Origin of the sequence: Fulvivirga sp. M361 (assembly GCF_007097395.1) — a bacterium.
Classification (GTDB): Bacteria; Bacteroidota; Bacteroidia; order Cytophagales; family Cyclobacteriaceae; genus Fulvivirga.
On the sequence record NZ_VKDC01000022.1, the window covers coordinates 63581 to 86460 of the forward strand.

Sequence of the window (22880 nt, forward strand, 5' to 3'; positions counted from 1 at the left end):
CCTTATGACTATTTCGTAGAGGCATGGGTGCTTCAATAAGAAAATTGATCTTTTCAATAAGCTCTATCTCTTCTTTTATCAGGCTGATTTTAAACCAGGTTGGCTACTTTTTGATCATAATAAATATTCGGAAAAAATTCAGGACCTGAAGTAATGGTCAGGTCTGTGCGAATTAAATAAAGCAATATGATTTAGGTTCCTATCCGAGTAAGTAAAGGCAGGGAGGCATAGTGCAAAATTGTTAAGGCAAACCACCCGGTGAAAATCCCTTATTGGGAAGTACATGGTAGATTGACTCATTAGTCCAGCATCACAAGCTTTTAATGACGGTCTTTAAGTGTTACAGTGCATATTTCCAAAGCTGGGAGTAGAGTATCATAAAACGGTAGTCTCAAAAGACTAATGAAACAAGCCAATAACATTAACTATTCCTTCAGCAACCTCACTTCTCTGAATCGCTCATCCCGCATCCGGTAGGCATTCATGGCCGTTTTTCCGAGTTTATTGGTGAGCTTGTGATTCACAAATGCTCCGGCTATGGCACCTACTCCGGGTAACAGCTGTAGAAGTTTGGCAAGATCGATATAGTCACGATATTCCAACTGAAACGTACGCCAGTCGAAGGCATTGAGATCATCAGGCAATTGTTCTTTTTTTACCTCCCAGTTTTCCATTATTTTGAAGACCTCATTTCGGTGTTCCTGACTTGAGAAGGTCAACTGAAAGATATAGAGAATGTACACCCGCTCTTTGTAATCTTTCGTGTCATAACCATAACGAGAGGCTATCTCGAACAGCATTTTCATTTTCAAAGTCAGCCATAGCGGGAAGTCGGCAAGACTTAGTAAGAAACCGCCAAAACCGGTAGCGGCACCTTCCACCGCAGCAGAAGAGGAGTAAAAATTGATACGTTCTTTCACCTTGATCTCGGTTTCTTCGAGTGTCTTTATCTCCTTCCGATTGCGAGTGGTGAACTTTGATCCGAAAATCACCACACGAGTGATCTCTTTGATTGCTTTAGTAATTGCTTTGTGGATCTTCTCCGGAATGACACTATTGACTTTCCTCTGAACCTTTTTGGTGGTTCTGTTCCAGAAGTTAGGAGGCCTGCGCATGGCCGATTGCCATTGTTTCAGTTCCAGGGTGATGAGATCGTGATAGATCGAATTAGTATTTCTAGTGTGCATTCACAACCTTATACGGCTTTTCTCCTTTCAGGATTTCTTAGCCTGACTTCCTTTTAGTTACCTCACAAAAAGTTGGAAAAACGGTTGGTGCTTTTTACAGAACAATTGATACTGAAACCGGATCTGTCTCTGTTCCAAAGCTTTTGGTTGGAGGAAGGTACATTACAAATCAGAATTTTACGGTTGCTCCAAACAGCAAGAATATTGTTTTGATGACGACTAATCGATTAATGCTGGTTTCAAAGTATATTCTTAGATCTGTAATTCTTAACTAGAGTCAGGTAAACAATCCCGTCAACTGACCTGTTTCGAAAGCGTACATCATACACACCTATGCAATCCCGGTGAATTTATTTCCATTGAAGCGTTTGCATGGCATGTGCAGGTATTTTGACAGTGGTTTGATGACCTTCGATGAATAGATTGTAGCTGATGTTTTCAGCGCTCTGGTTCATCACCACCACTATCAGGCTGTTATCCATGTTTAAGAAGGAGGTGGTAAGCAAGTGGCTTCTGCTACTGACCGCACTTATCCTTTTCGCTCCTGGCCGGATAAACCGGGAGAAATGACCAATATAGTAATAGGCGGGAGTGTATATCAATTCTCCTTTCTCTGTATCAGCGTGAACAGGTGCGAAGCAAAAATTACCAACGTGATTAGGACCACCATTATGATCTAGTAATATGTTCCAGTCTGTCCATCCGACGGTTCCTTTGTTAAAGTCATTGATCATAGATCGCCCATACCTTTCTGCATTTGGCCAGTACTGGTATTTCTCAGGATCAAACTTTTCATTGCAACCTTCTGTGAACAGCAGTTTCTTGTCAGGATAGGCTTCTTGTACGTGCCCGAGGTTATCAAACATGGGTTCTCCTCCGGCCCAGGTCTCATACCAGTGAAAACCGGTCCCCCAGGCATATTTAGCCGCCTCTGGGTCGTCAAAAATAGTGTTGGCCCTGTTGTTGATCAGGTCCCGGTTGTGATCCCAGACTACAATCTTTTTATCTCCAAGCCCCTCCTGCTCCATGATGGGGCCAAGGTGGTTTTTCAGGAAGTCACGTTCCTCCTCAGCCGTAAAAATGCAGGATTCCCACCGTTGTGTGGCCATAGGCTCGTTTTGGATGCTTATCCCCCAAATAGGCATACCTTGATTTTCGTACGCTTTGATAAATTTAGTATAATACCTGGCCCATGAGTCGTAGTACTCAGGAAGTAACTTTCCGCCTCGCAGCATATTGTTATTGTCCTTCATAAAGGCAGGCGGGCTCCACGGGCTGGCGTATAGCAATAATTCTCCACCCGCTGCAGCAATGGCCCTTTGGATCATGGGGATTCTATATTCCAGGTCATGGCTTATATCAAAAGAGTTTAATGCCTTATCCTTGTCGCTCACATAAGTATAACTTTTGGTACTGAAATCGCAGCTATGGATGGTCGTTCGGGTTAGCGAGTAACCGATCCCTTCTTTCTCACTGTAATAGGCATTGAGCAATTCTTCTTGTTTGTCATCCGGAAGCCGGGCAAAAACCTCAGCTGAAGCATCAGTAATGGCGCCTCCTATTCCAATAAACTCCTGGAACGTTTTGTTTGGATTAACGAAAATAGACACTTCGGATTCGAGAGGCTGTCTGGCAGGTTTAAATTCCAGGTTCCCGGTGTTTTGTAGCCTGAGATCAGTTTGATTCGCTGTGGTGAATATAGTCAATTCCTTTTCACGGGCAGAAAATGAGACTTCCGTCGATGGTGGGGGAGTCTCATTTTCGTTGGTACATTGAAAGAAACTAATCGTGATGATCAAAAATATTTTGAGATAGTTCATTGTTCAAATTACTGTTTTACAAAACTGTAAGTCCCGGTCATAAAATCGGTGGATAATGTGATATTCACTTTGTAGGTACCATCTTCGTTGACATTCATGAAGTTGCTACCACCACCGGTAACCATAGTGCCTGTCAACTCTGTCGGGTTTTCTGAACCAAAATCATAATCCCAGGGAGATATGAACTTCGAATTATAACTGGCGGTCAGGGGTTCTGTTATCTCCCAGGTATAATTTCCCTGATAGGTCATTCTTAACTCACTTCTTGTATCCCAATCATTCCAATGAAAGAGTTTGAAGTTATAATAGTCCCAGGTTAGCGTGGCTGTGCTAAAGTCGAAGGAAAGTCGGTATGCCTGGTTTTCGTCAATGCCGATGGGTAAGCCTGATGTACTTATGCCTGCGGTTCCGATTACCCTGTCATTTTCTGAATCCGGCTGGCCGAGAGAACCAAGGATGGAAAATGTGTTTCCTGAGCCATCTTGTGCTTCGTTGAGCGTATAATTTACCTCGGGTTTCATATCCAGGAAACCATAAGAAAAAATATCCCCATCTTTCTGTAGTTCAGTGACAAGAGTGCCGTCGGCAAAGAGATATAGCGCTGAAGGTGTTTCTGTTGGCGCCGAATTATCTTCACTAATAATATAGGTAGGAGTGGGGGCTGAAAGGTCTAATGTTATATGCCACCTTCCCAGTTCAGCTACGGGGACATCTTCAAGACCATAGCCATTGTCATTACCAAACGACTCCGATATCAATTCATTCGTACTGCCCTGAATACGTTTGAGCACTACATCCCAATCGCCATTTGCGCGGAAAATAAAACGTTTGTCAGCCTCTCCCGGCTCTGCATCTACCAGGGTCACTGAAGAACTCCATACACTATTTCCCTGGTACTGCAATGGAACGTCACCACCCCAGCCTCCATCGATCACATTTCCTACTATACTCCACTTGTCAATTTTAAGGAATTCATACGTTGAGTTGTTAAAATCTGCTCTGATACGATATTCCCCCGTTTCAGGGGCAGCAATTGGATTGCCGGCGTTTAACAACTCTCCACTATTTCCTCCAAAGAAACGTGCTCCCGCATCCTGTTCGGTATAAAAGTTAAAACTCTCTCCTGACTCCAGTGAGGTATGTATTTCAAAAATGTTTGTTCTTGCTCCATCTGCCCCGCGTAATTCAATCATGGGGATGGCACTTGAAGGGGCATCACCGACTTCTGTAGCAGAACCTGAAATGAATAAGGCATCAGGTACTGTTTCGGTTTCGAAACGGGTAACTGTAAGAGATTGACTTGCTATTTCGGATTTGCTGAGTGCGTTGGCCTTTACAGCCCACTTCAAATGGATGGACTCACTTACCTGCAGTCCCAGGTCTGCCAAAAGCTGGTCCATGGTCAGGTGAGTGATACCGGCCTGAAGTCCGGTTCCTTCACTGTCAGATGCCTGGGACAGTAATGGGGCACTAAAATCACCTTCTGTCCGGTCCAGTATCAACTTATACGTTATTAAATAATCCTGGTCATTGCTGGCGGCATCCCAGCGGAAATTAATGAGTTCAGAGGGATTTTCGTCGTCCAGCACTACCGAGAAATTGTCAGCAGGTGCTGTAATGCTGGCGCCCTGGAGTTCCCAGTTTCCAGTAGCAGTCACATTCTCTTCTTCTTCACAAGAAAATGTTAGAAGTATCAAGAGAATTGAAAAGAGTTTATCAAAATTCTTCATGTTCTTAATTATCTATTAGCTTATTATCTTTTTTCATAGGGTGGTATCCCACCTCAAGGTGACCAGTGAATTTGCCGGTAGAGTATATCCAAAACTTCCGGAACCTATGTTTACCTGTATCTGCTTATCGTCCGCATTAGAAGTGTTGAGTAATACCAGGACCTTGGAGCCGTCTGAGTTTTCAAAAGCAATATTTTCGAATTGCCCTTTGAAATCGGCTGTTTTTAATCGCATTGCACCTGGCTTTACGAATCGCGAAAAATGGCCTAACAGATAGTATTCCGGGTTTTTAACAATGTTTTTGGTACTGGTTATTGTAATAACCCCTCTGCAGGTTTGGCAGCCATTATTTTTCGGGCCGTTATTTTCATCCAGGGCCAGATTCCATAGAAGGATTGATTTAGCTCCTCGCCGTAGCATCGGAGCAAATACATTTTCCATAAACCAGACGATTTCACCTTTAAAAGAGGTTTGTTCCCCGATAATGCCGGATTGTTCAGTAAAATGGATTTCCGCATCGGGAAATTGAGTAAGGAGCAGATCAATATCGGAAGCCGCTCCCCCGTACGCATGATATGCTACACCCTTGGCATATATACCTGCCTTAGTATCCTGAAGTACAGTTATGGGATAGTCGGGATCTTCTTCCACATAGAAATTATGATCGTAAGCTATAATATCAGTGGATAAGTTGGCGGCCTCAAGCTTTGGCCCCAGATGGTTCCCGATGAAATCAGCCTGCTCTAAAGCGCTCATTTTCATCCCGGGATAGGTCTTTGGCTCATGAAGGGGTTCATTTTGTACGGTGATAGCTCCCACCGGTATTCCTTCTGCTGCATAAGCTTGAAGGTATTTGATAAAGTAATCGGCATAAACGCCGTAGTAGGCTTTGAGCAGGCTACCCCCAATGTATGATTTGCTGGACTTCATCCACGGCGGGGGAGTCCATGGGGAAGCCATTATAGAAACCTCGCTATTTGCAGCCAAAATGGCCTGAGCCACGGGAATCATCGGATTATCACTTGCCTTATCCTCTGCTATAGAGAATTGAGACAAGCTCAGGTCTTCTGCCTCATTAATATCATTATACGAATAGCTTCCGTTTTTATTAAAGTCAGAGGCCCCCATTGTTAGCCTTAGGTAACTTAAACTAATACCCTCTTCACTGAACAGGTCTTTGATGGCTGCTTCATTGTTATGCATCAGGTAAGCAGAAGAACCTGTCAATGCAGCGCCAAAGCCGTCAATGGCAGGGCCTTGTTCTGTTTCGGATATTTCTACCAGTGTACCTGACAAAGCCTCTTTGGAAAAGTTGAGTTTTGTAGGCAGTTGCCTGAGAAGTGAAGAGCCATCTAGTGAAGTAATATGTACTTCCACCTCTCCATCGGTAGCTTTTTTGGTTCCTGCCTCTTCGTTATCCTCACAGCCCGACATAGAAGTGAGTGATAGTATTAGCCCTATTATGTATTCCATTTTCATATTTCTAAATGCGCTAGTTATCTAAATTGCTGTTCCTGTCTATTTCTTCCTGTGGAATTGAAAATTCCATTTGGTTTTCCGTGATGGTGATCCCCTTTGCCGCCAGAATAGCGTCTCTGGTAAACTGAAAACCTTTTCGCTTCAAATCAAACCAGCGATGGCCTTCATACATGAGTTCTACTCTTCGTTCCTGTAAAATGGCAGTATCCACTGCTTCTTTGGATTGATCTCCTGTATACGGAGTTAAGCCCGCACGATGGCGTATTTGATCCAATAGAATAATGGCTTCCGTTGTCCGGTCCTCTTGATTGAGCGCTTCTGCCCGCATGAGTAGCACATCAGCATAGCGCATAATGATATTATGATCTGCTGAGGCAAAGGCGTCCCCGTTTCTCCATTTGAAAAGGTAAGGAGTGCCACTTCGTTCCACAAAAGCGGTGGAAGCCCTTACATCTCCTGCTTCGAATTGAGCAAGGCTATTCGGCGTAGGTGTATGGAACTTTATAAATTCGAAGGAAGCCTCAGGAGTAGGTAATACCAATTCCGGGAACGGATTACCCTCAGCCGCTCCGATATATTGTACACTCAGTATCACTTCTGCATTGTTCTTATGTTCCTGGTCGAATAAATGGTCGTAGGTGGTCAGCAGTTCATAGCCTCTTCCCATTACGGCTTCTGTCCAGGTAATTACATCTGTGTAATTTGATTGTGTTAATGCCACTTTGGCTAAAAAGGCTTCAGCGGCACCTTTTGATAGTCGGCCACCGGCCGGTGCCTGGGTGGGGAGTAGTTCCCGGGCCAGTTCAAAATCATTGATTATTTGGGTATAAACTTCTGCTGCATCCGCTTTACTTACTTTTATGTTATCCGGGTCGAGTGATGTGGTTTCCGTAAGTACCAGCGGAACATTACCCCAAAGTCTGACGAGATTAAAATAGTGAAAGGCCCTCAAAAAGTAAGCTTCCCCCATAATTTGTTCTTTTTTAGCCTCTTCAAATAGATCGTCCTCCATTCCGTTTACGCGATTGAGCACGGTGTTGGTCCGTCCTATGGCAAAGTATAGCTGCCTCCAGCTTCGGGTAATATTGGCATTGGTAGGGTTTTCAGTGAAGTTGTCAATAGCGAAATTATTTGGGTTGTCACCGCCTGCAAAACAGTTGTCAGAACGTACCTCGCCGTAGGTGTAAAGATCAAATCCAAAGTAAGAGTCCGGTTGTAGGGCATCATAACACCCAATAATACCAGCCTCGGCATCTTCTTGTGTCTGCCAGTAGTTGGCTGAAGATATTTCTGTGACAGGTGAAAGGTCCAAAAAATCATTGCATGAAACCAAAAGGCCCCCTACGATGATATAATAAATCTTGCTGGATATATTTTTCATGAGAAATCGTTTAAAAACTAATGTTTAATCCTACTAAAAAAGACTGCACTTGCGGGTAGGTGCCATAGTCTATGTTGGGCGAGATGGTACTGCCACCATCTCTACTTACTTCAGGGTCATATCCACTGTAATCGGTGAGTGTGTAGAAATTCCTTCCCTGTACATAAACCTTGGCATTTTGCATTCCAAATTTTTCAGATAAGGACGAAGGCAGGTTATAGGCTAGCGTGAGTTCTCTTATTTTCAAGAAGGACCCATCCTCCACCCAACGTGTTGATATTCGGTCATTATCGCCGGGGTCTCCAAATACAGCTTGTGGCAGGCTTCCTTCCGTGTTTTCAGGGGTCCATCGGTCCAGCACTGCTGTGGATTGGTTTTTAAAAGAGGACATGGATTCCATTTCAAACCGTGTGGCATTATAGATGTCCTGGCCTTGTACTCCCTGCAAGAAAATGGTTAGCTCAATGCCACCATAAGCGAGTCTGTTGGTAATACCCCATGTAAAGTCTGGCAGTGCATTACCTATGATCTGACGATCTTCATCATTAATAATACCGTTTTCTATACGATCAAGGAATACGATATTGCCGGTCTCGTTGTCCACGCCCTGGGCCACCCAGCCATAGAAATTACCTATAGGTTGGCCTTCCTGGAGTATACTAACATTTCCCTGGTCAGGAATGCCACCACCAAAGATAGGGTCAGGCCCTATCTCCAATACTTTGGATCGGTTAAAGCTGATATTGGCATCTACATTCCAGGTGAAAAGACCGCTGGAGACAGGTTGCGCATTTAAACCAATTTCCAGCCCCTTATTCTCCAGGGAGCCTATGTTTTGTAGTGAACCGGGATATCCTGTAGTGTTTGGTAGTTGGTTAAACAACAGCATATCAGATGTTCTTTTGTGGTATACATCTATCTTGGCACTAATCCGTCCGCCGAAAAGATCCGCATCTACCCCAATATTATGCTGCGTGGTACTTTCCCACCTTAAATCCTCATTGTTTACCTGGTCTGGAAAAATGCCTGGCGATATTTCTCCGTCAAACGGGTAGTTAGCGCCTGAACCGTAGGTGCCGAAAGAGCTGTAATTACCAATGTTCTGATTTCCTGTAATACCGAAGCTATACCTTAGTTTTAGGTTGTTCAGCCATGAAATGTCGTCTAAAAAGTCTTCTTCCGAAATATTCCATCCTACGGAAGCAGATGGAAAATATCCGTATCTGTTACCATCACCAAATCGGGAAGAACCATCGGCCCTCATGGATGCTGACAACAGGTATTTGTTCTTATAGTTATAGGTACCTCTGATAAAATGTGAAACCAGTGACCATTCGGCTATCCGCGCATCGACGTCAATCGGCTCTGATGCTGCCGCAGCCGTTGGTATAGACCCATTGGCAAAACCCCGGGCAAGCAGATAGGTGCTTTCCCACTTAGACTGCTGAAAGGAGGTTCCCAGTAGTAAATCTATGTTGTGTCCCTCTCCGAAATCTCTGTGGTAGTTTAACGTGTTTTCCCAAACCCAAATCAGTTCATTGAAGGTTTCATTTGAAGCCTCCCCTTCCTGTGCACGTCCATTTCCCGTGGTGAATGGGTCTACAAAACGATCTGCTTTTGAATTGTTATAATCTACAGCAACAGAAGACTTAAAAAGGACATCCATGGGGAGTGTATATTCGGCATAAACATTGGCGAGTACTTTATTGGTAAAAGAAGTTTGCTGCTGGCCTCTGACCAAGGCAATTGGATTTTCCCAGGCTTGATAGGGATTTAAAGGATAGGTGCCGTCTGCATTTCGGACCGGGATAATAGGTGGGGTAGTCAATGCGCTAAGTACTACGCCTCCGTTGTTGACCCTTTGATTGTCGCTTATAGCATCAAACGTGGTATGACTTAAAGCTATACTATTACCTACCTTCAGGTTGGATAGTAGTTTCCTGTCCTGGTTGAACCTAACGGAAAATCGTTCGAAATCAGAAGGAGCGATGACACCTTCCTGATTCTGATATCCCGCAGATACGAAAAAAGTACCGTCTTCACTGCCACCGGAAAATGCTAACTGATAGTTTTGGATAGAGGCCGGGTCATATAATTCCTGCTGCCAGTCGGTATTAAATTCGAAGTCAAAAGGATTGTCCAATACGGATAGGCCCGCATTCAGACGCGCTGTATTAAGAAGGTCCATATACTGTTCGGAGTTCAGCACCGGAATGGTATTAGTTACGCTTTCGAATCCGACATAGCTGGAAAAATTCAAAGTTGGTTTGGTAGCATTACCCCTTTTGGTGGTGATGAGTACTACTCCATTGGCTGCCCGTGCTCCATAGATAGATGCGGAAGCCGCATCTTTCAATATATCAATGGATTCTACATCTGACGGGTTAATACCTTCGGTGTTTAAAACCGGTACTCCATCTACTACATAAAGAGGTTCATTCCCACCGGTAACGGATGTTGCTCCCCGGATTCTGATCGATATTCCTGCTCCGGGACGACCGGATGGTTGAATGACCTGAACGCCAGGCGCCTTGCCGTTAATGGATTGTTCAATATTCACAAAAGGTTTGTTTTCAATGATCTGTGCATCCAGCGAAGTGACCGCCGTGGTAAGCTTTTTTTCAGATGTTTCTCCGTAACCAATGACAACGACTTCCGACAGGGATACGATGTCCGGATCGAGGTTTACACTGAGTGAGGTTTGGTTGCCAACCTTTATTTCTACGGGGTTATAACCTACAAAAGAGAAAACCAGGATATCATCAGGGTTTGCCGGGATGCTGAAATTCCCGTCAAAATCAGATACCGTGCCTTGACTTGAATCCTTTATTAGAATATTTACTCCGGGCAAAGGACCGTCGTCATCAGAAGAATAAACCCTACCACTGATTATATTGGCTTGCCCAAAAGCCCAGATTGTGGTAGAAAAAAAAAGTAAAAACAGTAATTGTGTTTTCATAGGTGCTTAGTTTGCATTAAATAAAAAGGTGTGATGGTTCAGCTTTGCGGGGCTGTAAAATCAGTGACTGAATTCATCGCACAGTGAAGTTTTGATAAAGGGCAGACAAGATCAAAAAAACGATCGGAGAATCTCGCAATCGATTGCAAATAGTGGAGGATATGAGCCGGTTATATACGCATTACTATCAGTGAAATTCCATCGTATTGGCCTAAAAAGTGGTTTATCCCAAAATATGAATACGCATTATTATCAATAATCGAAAAAAACGATAATATCTTGGTTTTTGAGGGTTTCCTTGTGGTCATTTCCGCTCAACGCTTTTCTAAGTTTTTCACGAAAAGCCGAACAGGTGGCAACTCTAAGTTTCAATATTCTTGACAATTCTACTGTGGTAATTTTCGTTCCCGTAAGTTCAAGGTGGGAGATATAGAAAGCTTTCTGTAGAGGGAATTTAACATTATGAAATACGGTGTGCGAAGTGGCGGATTCAATGTATCCGCAGCGGGAGCACCTCCTGGAATGATGTTTTTGCTGATTCCCATTTGTATGACCACACTTTTTACATTCGAAACCCTGGCTCCATTTAACATCAGCCAGGTACTGATAGCATATCATATCATCCGGAAAGATCTTTATGAATTCAGCGTAATTAACCCCTCGTGAAAGCAATTTCTTTCGGATCTCTTGCTTCGATTCTTTTTTGATCTTCCAATTGTCAATGTCCAGCATGGCATTCATCTTATTGATCTCAGCGGCTTGTTCTGCCATTTGGTCATGGGTTTTTTTCAGCTCTTCGTTTTTAATGTTTAGCTCTAACGTACGTTCCCTGACTCTTTGCTCCAACTCCCTGTTTACTTTGGTCTGAAGCCTGCTATTGATTTCGTGTTGCTTAACTATTCGCCTCATAGCCCTGTCTTTTTTGTTTTTCAGGATCCTGACTTTGTCGCCAAGGGCAAAGGAAAGTGCAATTAATTGCAGGAGAAAAGCCATGTTTAGCGCATAGTAATTAATTACACCCGAGCCAATGTTACCGATCCCAGTCGCTAACAACAGCTTCGTAATGGAACCTATCAGTAAAAAGAAGAAAGCCAATGTAGCCAGTCGTGCAGGCTTATACCCTCGCCAAAGAAAGTAGGTACTAATCGCCAATACAAAAACAAGTGGTACGATATCTATGTATAAATGATCAAACCAGGTCTTATCGAAAAATAAGCAGCTGAAAAAATAAACGCTTCTCAGTGCCAGTACCCCATTTAACATTGTGTTCAGTTTGGGCGCTTTATACTTTAAGTGTAAAAAGTGTTTGGTAAAGAATATACCAAATACGGAAATGAAAAACATGAATACCCCGTAGGCTATCTCATTCCAAAACGGCCAGTGCGACCATAAATACTGGTAAGAAAACCCGTCTGAGCTACTGAAAAAAAGTGCTACGCTGTAGGCATACAATACAAAGTGGAGATAGGGCGTCTCCCTGATGGTGAAATAAAGCAACAGGTTATATAGTCCTATCAATATGATCAATCCATAGAAAATACCGAATAAGAAGTACTCATTAAGTGAGTAGAAGGAAAAGAAATCATAGGATCTCACTACTAAAATGATATCGATAGGATGGGATGCCTTCACTTTGAAATAGTAGGTGAGCTCCTTGTTATGATCATTTTCTATGGGGATTATAAAGTTTTTATGTTTGATACGCCTCATAGAAAATGGTGCAGCATCTCCTAATAAAATAGTATCATACCTGTTATTGGGTTTTGGAATAAAGGCAAAGATGCTATCGATGGTTTGATCAAAGAACTCTAAGAGCCATTGCTTTTGAGAATTACTGTGATGGTTGATCTTTATCCTGACCCAGTAAGCAGAATGAATGTTGTAGTTCTTAGGGGCAAAATCCGTATTTGGCTTAAAAGTATGATCATGATGACCATCCAGAATGTTTTTCAGGGTGATACTGTCTTTTGGGTCTTCCAGGTATTCGATAAAATCATAGACAAAAATGTGTTGGTCTGTAGAATCGGCGATATCGTAAGTGTGTTGACCATAGAGGCTGGTGGTAGCCACTAGCAACAAAGGAAGGGAATATTTTATCAGTTTTGTAATCAATTGAATATCAACAAGTTATTATAAATTATTGAATTGGACCTCGATTTTTTTATTGAAAAATCCATCAGCCGGCCGGGGGTTGAGAATAGAAGAGTTATTGTTTATTATAATTCAGGCTCACCAAATGGGTAATGAAGTTACTATAAAATCAGTTTATGACCATATGACCTTTGATCTGGTTTTTCAAAGCTTTTGAGAGAAGTCAGGCTCGGTAATGTTCTGAGAAAGCGGCGCCATCGTTGTGGCTAAAGTGTTATCTTAGCCTTGATGAACATAAGGATCTCGATTGTCCTGTTATTTTTTTCGGCTCAGCTGTAAGCTATAGTTTTTATACTTTCCTTACATTCAAATGGTTTCTCAAAAATAGATCTGTAACGTGGTGTCAAAAACGCTTAAACTTGAAAAAAAGAACTTTTGCCATGAAAAAAGGATTTAGATGGAGTTTTTTATTGGTGCTATTGCTCTGGAGTTGTGGAGATGATGACGAAGGTCAGTTGTTGGATGTACATAACCCACTGGAAAACCCGGCAGATGGCCCTGCTGCAGGTAATCCGGAGGGTAACAGTCCCATTCCTGCTGAAGCTGCTACAGAAGATGTGTCCTCTCCGGACCAGGTAGTTGGCACCGGAACTGCTGAAAGTTGTACCTGTGATGCTTTTGTGGATGCCGTAGCCAAAGGGGGTACGATCACCTTTGATTGTGGACCGGACCCAGTAGTGATCCGTATGGATAAGCCTGCTAAAGTATTCAATGATGCGGATCCGGATGTTGTCATAGATGGAGGAGGTCTCGTTACCTTAAGTGGTGACGGAAAAACACGTATTTTATATATGAATACCTGTGACCAGGATCAGAACTGGACTACCTCACACTGTCAGAACCAGGACCACCCGAGATTGACCGTTCAGAATATAACATTTGCCGATGGGAACTCTACTGCTGAATCGGAATATGATGGAGGCGGAGCAATTTGGGTGCGTGGAGGAAGGTTTAAGATGGTTAATTGCCGGTTTTTTAATAATGTATGTGCTGCTTTAGGCCCTGACGTGGGAGGTGGCGCTGTACGTGTATTCAGCCAATACAATAACCAGCCTGTCTATGTGGTCAACACCACTTTTGGAGGAGCTGAAGGGTATGGGAACACAGGTTCAAATGGTGGGGCAATTAGTAGTATAGGTGTGTCATGGACCATTATCAACAGTTTTTTTTCTCACAACAAAGCCATTGGGAATGGTGGTAATCCTGCTTCTGACAATACTCGGGGAGGGGGAAGTGGAGGAGCCATTTATAATGATGGGAATACCATGACGCTTACTGTGCTCGGTTCAAAAATTGAAGAGAATGAAGTCAATTCTTTTGGTTCGGCTATATTTTTTGTCTCTAATGACCATTCAGGAAATATCAGGATCGATAACTCTACCATACAAAACAATATAGGCGGTTCCTGGTATCCTGTTTATCCGTCTATTTCCATGCATAGTGATACTCCAATAGAAGTCAGTAATTCAATAATTCAATAGCTCTTTTCCTTATTGACTATTTTTTTTATAGAGTGGATAAGCTGAAGGTCAGTTCAGGTTTTGTAAGAAATAACTGAAATATAAAAACGAAGGCGTCTCAAATAGGACGCCTTTTGCACGGTTGCTGTTCCAGTTTATCTATCAGGCCTCTTCATTCAAACCGGTGAATGGATGGGGTGATGTAGTTTTTGTCAGTTATTAAAAAGGAATTCATGACAAATGTCTCTTAAAAGGTAATTTGGGGATTATTCTAATGTCAGGCGGAATGTTCATCGAAAAGTGTTAAGTAATTGATAAACAGATGTTTAATTTGTTTCAATACACCTATTTGACACTGGTAAAATACTTTTAGCAGTCAACGAAATGAAAAATCCTTTGCTTATGGCTAATGAAGAGCCATGGAAAGCAAGCAGATTTTGCCGAAAATTCAATAATTTAACAACTGATCGCTAGAATTTTAAGATATCAGAAATTCTAGCTCTTGTTTTTCCATGTATCCAATAGGTTTTGAGTCCATGTTTTGTCCGAAGTGTGGGGTTTCTGAACCTCCATATCGTCACCTAAAATGAAAGAAAAAGGAATTTCACGAAGAAACTTTTTATCGGCAGGAATGCTGTTAACAGGGGGAGTTGTGCTCTCTGACCCGGTAAGTATATTGAAATCATCTTATAACGATTCGCCCCTTGGGATCGGAATTATAGGCACGGGTAGTCGTGGAAAGGGATTGGCATCACTGCTGAAGGACGTACCTTCTATCAAGTTGGTAGCCTGCAGTGATATCTTACCGTTTCACTTGAAAGAAGCTATGCAGTATGGGGATGCCGATACCAGGGCATATGAGGATTATCATGCATTACTTGATGACAAGAAGGTAGACGCCGTAATTATTGCCACGCCATTTGGCACACATGCAGAAATAGCGTTAAAAGCCCTGGAGGCGGATAAGCATGTCTTTTGCGAAAAAACAATGAGCTATGGTTTTGGTCCTACCAAAGAACTTGTTCAAAAGTCCAGGTCATCCGGTAAAATTTTTCAAACAGGTCATCAATATCATAGTTCAAAATTGTACCATCATGTTCATAACCTCATTAAAAGTGGATACATTGGTGAAGTAGCCCATATTGAAAGTCAATGGAATAGAAACGGTGATTGGCGAAGGAAAGTGCCGGACCCTAAATGGGAAAAACTGGTCAACTGGCGCATGTATCGTGACATGTCCGGAGGGCTGACGGCAGAACTCTGTTCTCATCAGATTGATTTTGTGAATTGGATTACAGACGCTCACCCTGTAAAAGTAGCCGGTTTTGGTGGCATTGATTATTGGAAAGATGGCAGGGAAACTTACGATAACGTACATCTGGTCACTGAATATCCCAATGGTTTGAAGGCTACTTTTACTTCTCTAACTACGAACGCCAAAGATGATTATCTCATCACCGTCAGAGGTAATAAGGGTACCATCGTCCTGGATTATACGAAAGCCTGGCTCTATGCCGAACACAAACGACTATCGGAACTGGGGATAGTAGATGGAGTGAGCGGTGCCACACGGAAAGCATGGCAAAGCGGAGAAGGATCACCTATCAACGTGACCCACGCAGATCCCAGTTTACAGGCATTGCTGGATTTTGAAGAAAATATCCGCAAGAATAAAACACCCCTTTCCAATGCAGAAACAGGAGCAAAAGTATCTGTGGTAGTGCAAATGGCGCTGAATGCAATGGATAATAACACGGTTGAATACTGGAAAGAGGAATACAATTTTTAAAACGAACATCGTGAGAATTAACTGGATAATCATTCTACTTTTACTACCCGGCCTATCTGTTTTAGCACAGGAAAGGGAAAACTGGGAAATGCTCTTCAATGGTAAAAACCTCGACGGATGGGAGAGACTTAATGGCAAAGCTCCTTATACGATTGAAGGAGATATTGTCGTGGGCACTACGGTAAAGAATACGCCAAATACTTTCCTGGCAACTAAGAAAACGTATTCGGATTTTATATTGGAGTATGAGGTGCTGGCAGATAATCGATTAAATTCCGGTGTTCAGATCAGAAGTAATAGTTTTAAAGCATATAAAGACGGGCGTGCACATGGCTATCAGGTAGAAATTGATCCAAGCTCCCGGTCATACAGCGGAGGTATCTATGATGAGGCTAGAAGAGGTTGGTTATACCCACTGGCTGCCAACCCGAAGGGAAGACAGGCCTTTCGCAGAGGAGAATGGAACCGGTTTAGGGTCGAAGCGATTGGCAACCGGATAAGGACCTGGATCAATGGTACGATGTGTAGTAACCTGGTGGATGCGATGACGGCAGAAGGTTTTGTTGCTCTTCAGGTACACAGCATATACAAAGATGATCAGGCCAATACCCAGGTGAAATGGAGAAACATTAGGATCACTACGGAGAACCTGGAGGCTGTAAGCTGGCCGGCAGATCCTGAAGTGCAGGAAATTAGTTATCTGACCAATGAACTGACCGAAACGGAGAAACGTAAAGGGTACCGGCTGCTTTGGGATGGCAGATCTTCCAAGGGATGGAAAGGGGCTAAAATGGATGGGTTTCCAACATCAGGGTGGGAAATGAAAGACGGCATATTAACGGTGTTCGCAACTGACGGCGGAGAATCTACCGGGCCGGGAGATATTATTACTACAGAACAGTTTGGAGACTTTGAGTTAGAACTGGAATTTCAAATTACTGCAGGGGCCAATAGTGGCATCAAATATTTTGTGGACCCCGGACTGAATACAGGAGCAGGATCAGCCATAGGCTGTGAATTCCAGCTACTGGATGATGCAAAACACCCTGATGCTAAAAAAGGAGTGGCAGGCAATAGAACACTAGGTTCATTATATGACCTTATGACCGCCGAAAACCTCTCCATTCCGGACAGACGGAAGACCTTTAACGGTATAGGTACCTGGAATAAAGCCAGAATCATTTCTAAAGGTGGTAAAGTGGAGCATTGGCTTAATAATGAAAAGGTCATTGAATACGATCGATTTTCTCAAATGTTCCTGGCGCTGGTCAATTATAGCAAGTACAAGGACTGGCCCAATTTCGGTCGTTGGCCGGAAGGCCACATTCTGTTACAGGATCACGGTGATACGGTCCATTTCCGAAGCATTAAGATCAGAGAGTTTTAAAAAGATCCTCTCAGAAATTATATGCCAAAGGGAGATCATCTATCGGATCGACGGATTTATCATTCATAGGCATTCTCTGATCATCTTCTTGAAGCTTATCATCAAGGCTGGGTTATGGATACTGTGGTGCGAAGCCGGTACTATTAGCATGTTTGTGAGTTACTTTGCTCTGTGATTTATTAATCTCCATCTATTATTTACGCCTGTTAGCCGCAATTTTAAAAAACCATGAACGACAGAATTAACATAGTTAAAACAGAATTATTGTCTGATAACTGGTATACGCTGAATAAAGTGACCTACGAATACATAAATAAGACCGATCATAGGACGACGCAGTCAAGAGAGGTGTATGACAGAGGAAACGGAGCGACCATACTCCTCTATAATGCTAAGAGCAAAAAAGTAATACTGACCCGGCAATTCAGATTGCCGACTTTTATGAATGGAAATGAAAATGGTATGTTGATTGAAGCTTGTGCCGGACTATTGGATCAGGACGATCCTGAAAACTGCATAAGAAAAGAAACCGAGGAAGAAACAGGTTATAAAATTTCAAGAGTTAAAAAGATCTTTGAATCCTATATGTCGCCCGGCGCTGTTACTGAAATACTTCATTTTTTTGTAGCTGAATATGACAAGGCAATGAAGGTTGGTGAAGGAGGAGGGTTGGAAGAAGAACAGGAAAATATAGAAGTTTTGGAGTTGGACTTTGAGAAGGCCCTGAATATGATATATACAGGGGAAATTAAGGATGCAAAAACCATCATGTTGCTTCAGTACGCTAAGATCCATGATCTGGTATGAAAATGAGGCTGCATAGAGATTTTGAGGTCGAGCATTGAATAGCAAATGTTTAAAGTGTATGAAGACTATTTTACTGTTGTTATCAATTTTGATTACCTCTTGCAATACTATTGATTCCATTGACAAATGTGAAGATGTCAAAGAGGGTGAATTTGTTTACTTGAATGAGCCATATAAAAATTGGAGAATAACCAGGACAAGCGAATATCAAATTGAAAAGAGTGAAGTTATAGAATTTAAAGGAGCTATCAGATGGTTAGACAGCTGCAAATATGAATTAGAGTATATTGAATCTTCAGAAGAGGAAGGAGAATCCATGGTTGGTAAGAAGCTAACTACTGAAATCAATAAAATCAGCGGAGACACGATTTGGGTTGTTTCAAAAATGGATACTCTAATTTTAGATTTGGTAATGTTAAAGGCTGATTAAGAAAGCTTGTTTTAATTAGATTAAACCAAGAAAAAGAATTGCACTACCTCTCCTCATCAAAATAGATCTTATAAAATTTTCTTCCGGTTTGTTCATCCACCCCCTTTTCAATAAGTTCCCTGTTGCCATGAATGTAGACGTGGAAATTTTTGTCCAGCTTCAGCACACTTTTGAATACTCTGGCCTTTGATTTTACCGCATTTGCTGATATTTGAAATGAATCAGGGATCTCCATTTCTTCCTCTTCGAAATGTTGATTTGCATGTCTTTGGAAAGAATCTATCAGATCTTCATCTCCTAAAACTTCGTTTTCAAAATCAGTTTTTTGAAATTCTTCGTTGTTCTTAAAGAAATCCAGTGACCGGTTCAATAAGTCGGCCTGGTCAGGCCTTTCCACGTTAAATTCTTTTGGGAATTCATCCTGGATAAAGTCTTTCGTAAGCCCCAGAAATTTATTGGTCAAAGAGAAATCTGTGGAATTGACACCGATTTGAAGAAATTCCTTTATCCAGAATTTGGTGTCACTGCCATGGCGTGCATCCGATAGAAAGATCTTAAACCCTGTTTCCATTTCAGTATTAAGAATAAAACAGCTTTTGTCGATCTTATCATTGAGGTTCACTCCGTTAAGGAACTCTAACGTTACCAACTGTCCATTTTCTTCAAATGTCAGGAAATTAGCATTGTCTTCTAATTTGAAAATACCTAACCCCGATAGTTCATTACCTTCTTCGATGATACCCTCTACATAAAAAACCATGAGGTGTCCCTTTTTGATCTTAGGGTCAGTCTGTACACTGTAGAGCTGTTTGGCAATGTCTTGAGAATGCTTAAGAAAACCTTGCGGGTCGTTGAAAATGTTAGCTGTGAATTGAAATACTTCATTGAACCTCAGATCCGTTTCATGAAAGAAAGAATACACCTCTTTGGACTGACATATCGATTGAAGAAGAAAGGGGCGTAGCCTGTTGTCCATCAGAGAAGGATCGATAAAAAGCCCCTTTTCGGCAAGGATCAAAGGTTCTTCTTTTGTGGTGTTCCCAACAGTATGAAGTACTAGTTGGGATATTTTTGATTCACTAAAATTCATGGCCTGTTATTTTGAGTCTTTTGTTGCAAATTAAAAGGAACAGTTTAATCGTTGCTGTTCAAAAAGGGTTGGAGATGGGTTGAGTTCTTAAAATTTTGGATCGGTAAATTACGCTGAAATTATTATAACAGAATAGTAAAGTAATAGACGTTTGCATTTATTCGTTTTAGGGTCAGGACTTTAAAAAATGCACATTTAGTTCGTTGAAGAATCTTTATTTTATAATTTGAGCATTTTAGATAAACCTCATGGAGTACAGGGAATAAATGAAGGATACGGAAACTAAAAAAGTAGACAAAAGAACTTCTGAGATCTGGGCGATGAATCTTTTGGAAAGTAATCCCATTCTCTTCAAGAAGTTAAAGGATCTTCCGTTGGGGCAGGATGTTGATCCTCATGAATTATTGACGGAGGTAGTGAAGTTTATGTATTTGGTTTCAGCTTTTCATGTTAAGTTGACCCCATCCTTAATGGTTGACCTGGCCTGGCATGAGTTCATTCTTTTTACTAAAGCGTATGAAAGGTTTTGTCGAATTGAACTGGGAAGTTTTATTCACCACACTCCCGATGATAATAATGCCGCCAACAATAAAAACTATTTAAAAACAATTCAGCGTTATATTAGCCTGTTTGGAGAACCCCCGGTGAATATCTGGGGTGAATTATCTCGTAAAGAATGGAGAGATTCCCAATGCGGTTCGTGCAACTCAAACTAAAACAACCTTATGTATTTTGAAGGAATAATTACCATAGACCCCTCTGAGATAACAAAGATCGAAAGAATAAAACCAACGAAAGCTTTTAAAAGAATGCTCTACCACATGACGCTGGGCGGAGTGACTGACAAGCAGGAACAAGAAACTTTTACGGCGGTATCCATTCTTCAGCAACTTAACAAGGCATTAATTCAAAAAGGCATTACCAATATCATCCGATTGTCTCATGATGATATTGATTTTTACCTTGATGAAAAAGGCGCAAAGGATGACTTAAAAGAGGCCTTTGATCTTTACGATTTGAATGCAGGCACGGCCATGTCTTCCCATTTCAATACGTTGCTACTTGTTTTGGAACATGAAGACGATTCGTTCAAATATCTATTGGAAGTTGAAATATGTAGAAGTCATAGTGTAGGGGAGCACCCTATTGAAATTAAACTAACCGGGTTACTGAAAGAGTTTTCTGCTGTAAAAGGTGATGTGGATAATAAACTTGATAATGTATTTTCATCTCAGGAGAGCTATGACGAATACAAAAGAGAGAAGCTTCATGATTTTACCGCTTTTATAGATGATTTTGTTTTATGCATTAAGAAATCCATACGAGTGGATGATGTCCATTCCGAGGTGAAAACCAAAATTATTGTTCCAAAAAGGAAGCCAGAAAATGAAAGGGACCTCGTAAGAAACAGAGAGGAAGGGTATCATGGGTTACACTATGGGTACCACGGGTTTGACAGTTACTTATACTATAGTATGATCTGGTCCTCTGTTGGGCATGATCATTCGGTGATACATAATGATACATATTACGAGTCTGAGACGGGGGGTGATTTAGGTTATTTGCAAGAAGCGGATAGTTCTTCTGAGTACTTCGATGATACGACAGATTTTGATAACAGACAGGATATTTTTGGAGAGCCGGATACAGTGAGTTCTGATACCTCATCGTCTGACGGTGGGTGGTTTGATTTTGGGTCATCAGATAGTTCTGACTCATCATTCGGGAGTTCTTGCTCCAGTTGTAGTTCTTGTTCCTCTTGCGGAGGAGATTAAATAGTAAGCATCAATAATGTGACAATTCAGTTAATGGCCTGGAGGTTAGACAAGAAAAATAGTATCTCTCTTTCAACTCACATGTGGTGAGAAAAGAAGGAGGTGGGATGTCGTAACCATTACCGTACCAATCTAAAGTACGTTCAAACCCGGATATCGCCGACGTCTGACGGAAACCAGACAGTCGCCATAGTTCCGATGATTGGACAATTCAGCCCGGAATTAGTTACTTTTATATAACGCTCAACTTACGGTTCAATAAGCATGAACGATTTTGTCGAAATTCTAAAGAAATGGAATAAAACCGGTGCCCCCATTGCGCTGGCCAGGGTAATAAAGACATGGGGTTCTTCACCCAGGCCGGTGGGCTCGGTAATGATGATCAATGGAGATGGAAGCATGGTCGGGTCCGTAAGTGGAGGGTGTGTGGAAGGGGCCGTGGCAAAAAGCTCAAAAGAGGTTTTGACTGGAAATGCATCAAAGTTACTCAGTTACGGTATTTCGGATGAAGATGCCTGGTCGGTAGGGCTGTCTTGTGGAGGTAGTATTGAGGTATTTGTACAGCCTGTTAATTTTTCCGCCGGGGAGGTATGGCTGAAGCTATTGGAAAACACAGAGGCTAATAAGTCTTCAATCTTAATTTCAAGTGTTGAAAAAGGCACCGGTGTCAATGCATTGATCAATGAAAATGGTGATATGTTGGGGGACAGTATTCCGGAAAAAATAATGAATGCTGCACAAAAGGCATACGAAGAGCGTGCGAATAAGATCGTTGAGCATGAAGGGACGACTTACTTTATTCACATATTCCCAAGAAAAAACTTACTTCTGATCATCGGTGCGGCACATATTACAGTTGACCTGGTGGCCCTGGGTAATAAGTATGATTTTGAGACAGTGGTCATTGATCCCAGAGGGTACTTTGCACAAAATACGGTTTTTACTTCACCCCCCTCTCAATTACTGCAGTCTTACCCATCAGAAGTGCTGGACAAGTTTCCCCTTGATGCCTATACCTTTTGTGCCATTCTTTCGCATGATCCCAAAATAGATGATAATGCATTGGAAGTATTACTGCTGTCTGACGCAGGATATATCGGTGCGCTGGGAAGCAGAAAGACACATGCTAAACGGGTAGCAAGACTTCGGGAGAGGGGAGTGCCAGAAGCACTAATAGACCGGATACATGCTCCTATAGGTATGCCTATATATGCCAAATCAGCGAAGGAGATTGCATTGTCTGTAATGGGAGAGATCATACAAGCCAAAAATCAATTTTTATAGGTCCGGGAGTTTGAAGTCTTCAATGATAAAAAAATAGTGATGCATCAAGGATTAAATGGTGTGTCCGATGTAGATTATTCATTGTGTTTACTGAGCCATTGTGATTGGATGAGTTAGCAGTCTGGCAACCCGCAGTAAGTGATATTAAGTC

At 42.0% G+C, this 22880-nt stretch carries 16 protein-coding genes; 8 read left to right on the forward strand and 8 right to left on the reverse strand.

What is annotated here, in order from left to right:
• Positions 1-425: 425 nt before the first annotated feature.
• The 7 genes from FNH22_RS21315 to FNH22_RS21345 all read right to left on the reverse strand — a co-directional run bounded on the left by FNH22_RS21315 (position 426) and on the right by FNH22_RS21345 (position 12626).
• Positions 426-1187: an EcsC family protein gene (locus FNH22_RS21315; protein ID WP_143400472.1), complete on the reverse strand. Its 762-nt coding sequence runs from the start codon at positions 1185-1187 to the stop codon at positions 426-428.
• Between the two features lie 350 nt (positions 1188-1537).
• Positions 1538-3007, reverse strand: a complete 1470-nt coding sequence (locus FNH22_RS21320) for a glycoside hydrolase family 30 beta sandwich domain-containing protein (RefSeq protein ID WP_143400473.1) — start codon at positions 3005-3007, stop codon at positions 1538-1540.
• A gap of 8 nt (positions 3008-3015) precedes the next feature.
• The gene (locus tag FNH22_RS21325) at positions 3016-4737 is read right to left on the reverse strand and encodes a SusE domain-containing protein (protein ID WP_143400474.1); all 1722 of its coding nucleotides are present in this window, start codon (positions 4735-4737) and stop codon (positions 3016-3018) included.
• Between the two features lie 33 nt (positions 4738-4770).
• Positions 4771-6210, reverse strand: coding sequence for a glycoside hydrolase family 30 beta sandwich domain-containing protein (locus FNH22_RS21330; protein ID WP_185154338.1), 1440 nt, complete (start codon positions 6208-6210; stop codon positions 4771-4773).
• 19 nt (positions 6211-6229) lie between these two features.
• Positions 6230-7597: a RagB/SusD family nutrient uptake outer membrane protein gene (locus FNH22_RS21335; RefSeq protein WP_143400476.1), complete on the reverse strand. Its 1368-nt coding sequence runs from the start codon at positions 7595-7597 to the stop codon at positions 6230-6232.
• Positions 7598-7607: 10 nt separating this feature from the next.
• Entirely contained in the window at positions 7608-10556 is a 2949-nt protein-coding gene (locus tag FNH22_RS21340) for a TonB-dependent receptor (RefSeq protein ID WP_143400477.1), read from the reverse strand.
• A gap of 252 nt (positions 10557-10808) precedes the next feature.
• Positions 10809-12626 (reverse strand): 7TM diverse intracellular signaling domain-containing protein, encoded by a 1818-nt coding sequence (locus FNH22_RS21345; protein ID WP_255518125.1) that lies wholly within the window; start codon positions 12624-12626, stop codon positions 10809-10811.
• A gap of 461 nt (positions 12627-13087) precedes the next feature.
• Between FNH22_RS21345 and FNH22_RS21350 the strand changes: the two genes are divergently transcribed.
• The 5 genes from FNH22_RS21350 (at position 13088) to FNH22_RS21370 (ending at position 18580) form a co-directional block, all read left to right on the forward strand.
• Entirely contained in the window at positions 13088-14188 is a 1101-nt protein-coding gene (locus FNH22_RS21350) for a hypothetical protein (protein ID WP_143400479.1), read from the forward strand.
• Between the two features lie 565 nt (positions 14189-14753).
• On the forward strand, positions 14754-15956 hold the full coding sequence (locus tag FNH22_RS21355; RefSeq protein ID WP_143400480.1) for a Gfo/Idh/MocA family protein: 1203 nt from the start codon (positions 14754-14756) through the stop codon (positions 15954-15956).
• A gap of 10 nt (positions 15957-15966) precedes the next feature.
• The gene (locus FNH22_RS21360; RefSeq protein WP_143400481.1) at positions 15967-17343 is read left to right on the forward strand and encodes a DUF1080 domain-containing protein; all 1377 of its coding nucleotides are present in this window, start codon (positions 15967-15969) and stop codon (positions 17341-17343) included.
• A gap of 228 nt (positions 17344-17571) precedes the next feature.
• Complete coding sequence (gene nudK, locus FNH22_RS21365; protein ID WP_143400482.1) at positions 17572-18150, forward strand: GDP-mannose pyrophosphatase NudK; 579 nt, start codon at positions 17572-17574, stop codon at positions 18148-18150.
• A 58-nt stretch (positions 18151-18208) separates the two neighbouring features.
• Positions 18209-18580 (forward strand): hypothetical protein, encoded by a 372-nt coding sequence (locus FNH22_RS21370; protein ID WP_143400483.1) that lies wholly within the window; start codon positions 18209-18211, stop codon positions 18578-18580.
• A gap of 43 nt (positions 18581-18623) precedes the next feature.
• On the opposite strand, the gene FNH22_RS21375 is transcribed toward FNH22_RS21370, so the two are convergent.
• On the reverse strand, positions 18624-19670 hold the full coding sequence (locus tag FNH22_RS21375) for a nucleoid-associated protein (protein WP_143400484.1): 1047 nt from the start codon (positions 19668-19670) through the stop codon (positions 18624-18626).
• 266 nt (positions 19671-19936) lie between these two features.
• On the opposite strand from FNH22_RS21375, the gene FNH22_RS21380 reads away from it, so the two are divergent.
• From FNH22_RS21380 to FNH22_RS21390, 3 genes are all read left to right on the forward strand, one after another.
• Positions 19937-20386, forward strand: a complete 450-nt coding sequence (locus FNH22_RS21380; RefSeq protein ID WP_143400485.1) for a hypothetical protein — start codon at positions 19937-19939, stop codon at positions 20384-20386.
• Between the two features lie 9 nt (positions 20387-20395).
• Positions 20396-21445: a hypothetical protein gene (locus FNH22_RS21385; RefSeq protein WP_143400486.1), complete on the forward strand. Its 1050-nt coding sequence runs from the start codon at positions 20396-20398 to the stop codon at positions 21443-21445.
• Positions 21446-21709: 264 nt separating this feature from the next.
• A complete protein-coding gene (locus tag FNH22_RS21390) occupies positions 21710-22729 on the forward strand; it encodes an XdhC family protein (protein WP_143400487.1) in 1020 nt (339 codons plus the stop codon).
• Positions 22730-22880: the final 151 nt, after the last annotated feature.

Coding starts and splice junctions, on each gene's coding strand:
- FNH22_RS21320 (WP_143400473.1), bottom strand. CDS start 3,007: ATGAACTATCTCAAAATATTTTTGATCATCACGATTAGTTTCTTTCAA.
- FNH22_RS21325 (WP_143400474.1), bottom strand. CDS start 4,737: ATGAAGAATTTTGATAAACTCTTTTCAATTCTCTTGATACTTCTAACA.
- FNH22_RS21370 (WP_143400483.1), top strand. CDS start 18,209: ATGAAGACTATTTTACTGTTGTTATCAATTTTGATTACCTCTTGCAAT.
- FNH22_RS21385 (WP_143400486.1), top strand. CDS start 20,396: ATGTATTTTGAAGGAATAATTACCATAGACCCCTCTGAGATAACAAAG.
- FNH22_RS21375 (WP_143400484.1), bottom strand. CDS start 19,670: ATGAATTTTAGTGAATCAAAAATATCCCAACTAGTACTTCATACTGTT.
- FNH22_RS21355 (WP_143400480.1), top strand. CDS start 14,754: ATGAAAGAAAAAGGAATTTCACGAAGAAACTTTTTATCGGCAGGAATG.
- FNH22_RS21340 (WP_143400477.1), bottom strand. CDS start 10,556: ATGAAAACACAATTACTGTTTTTACTTTTTTTTTCTACCACAATCTGG.
- FNH22_RS21390 (WP_143400487.1), top strand. CDS start 21,710: ATGAACGATTTTGTCGAAATTCTAAAGAAATGGAATAAAACCGGTGCC.
- FNH22_RS21330 (WP_185154338.1), bottom strand. CDS start 6,210: ATGGAATACATAATAGGGCTAATACTATCACTCACTTCTATGTCGGGC.
- FNH22_RS21350 (WP_143400479.1), top strand. CDS start 13,088: ATGAAAAAAGGATTTAGATGGAGTTTTTTATTGGTGCTATTGCTCTGG.
- nudK (WP_143400482.1), top strand. CDS start 17,572: ATGAACGACAGAATTAACATAGTTAAAACAGAATTATTGTCTGATAAC.
- FNH22_RS21315 (WP_143400472.1), bottom strand. CDS start 1,187: ATGCACACTAGAAATACTAATTCGATCTATCACGATCTCATCACCCTG.
- FNH22_RS21380 (WP_143400485.1), top strand. CDS start 19,937: ATGAAGGATACGGAAACTAAAAAAGTAGACAAAAGAACTTCTGAGATC.
- FNH22_RS21335 (WP_143400476.1), bottom strand. CDS start 7,597: ATGAAAAATATATCCAGCAAGATTTATTATATCATCGTAGGGGGCCTT.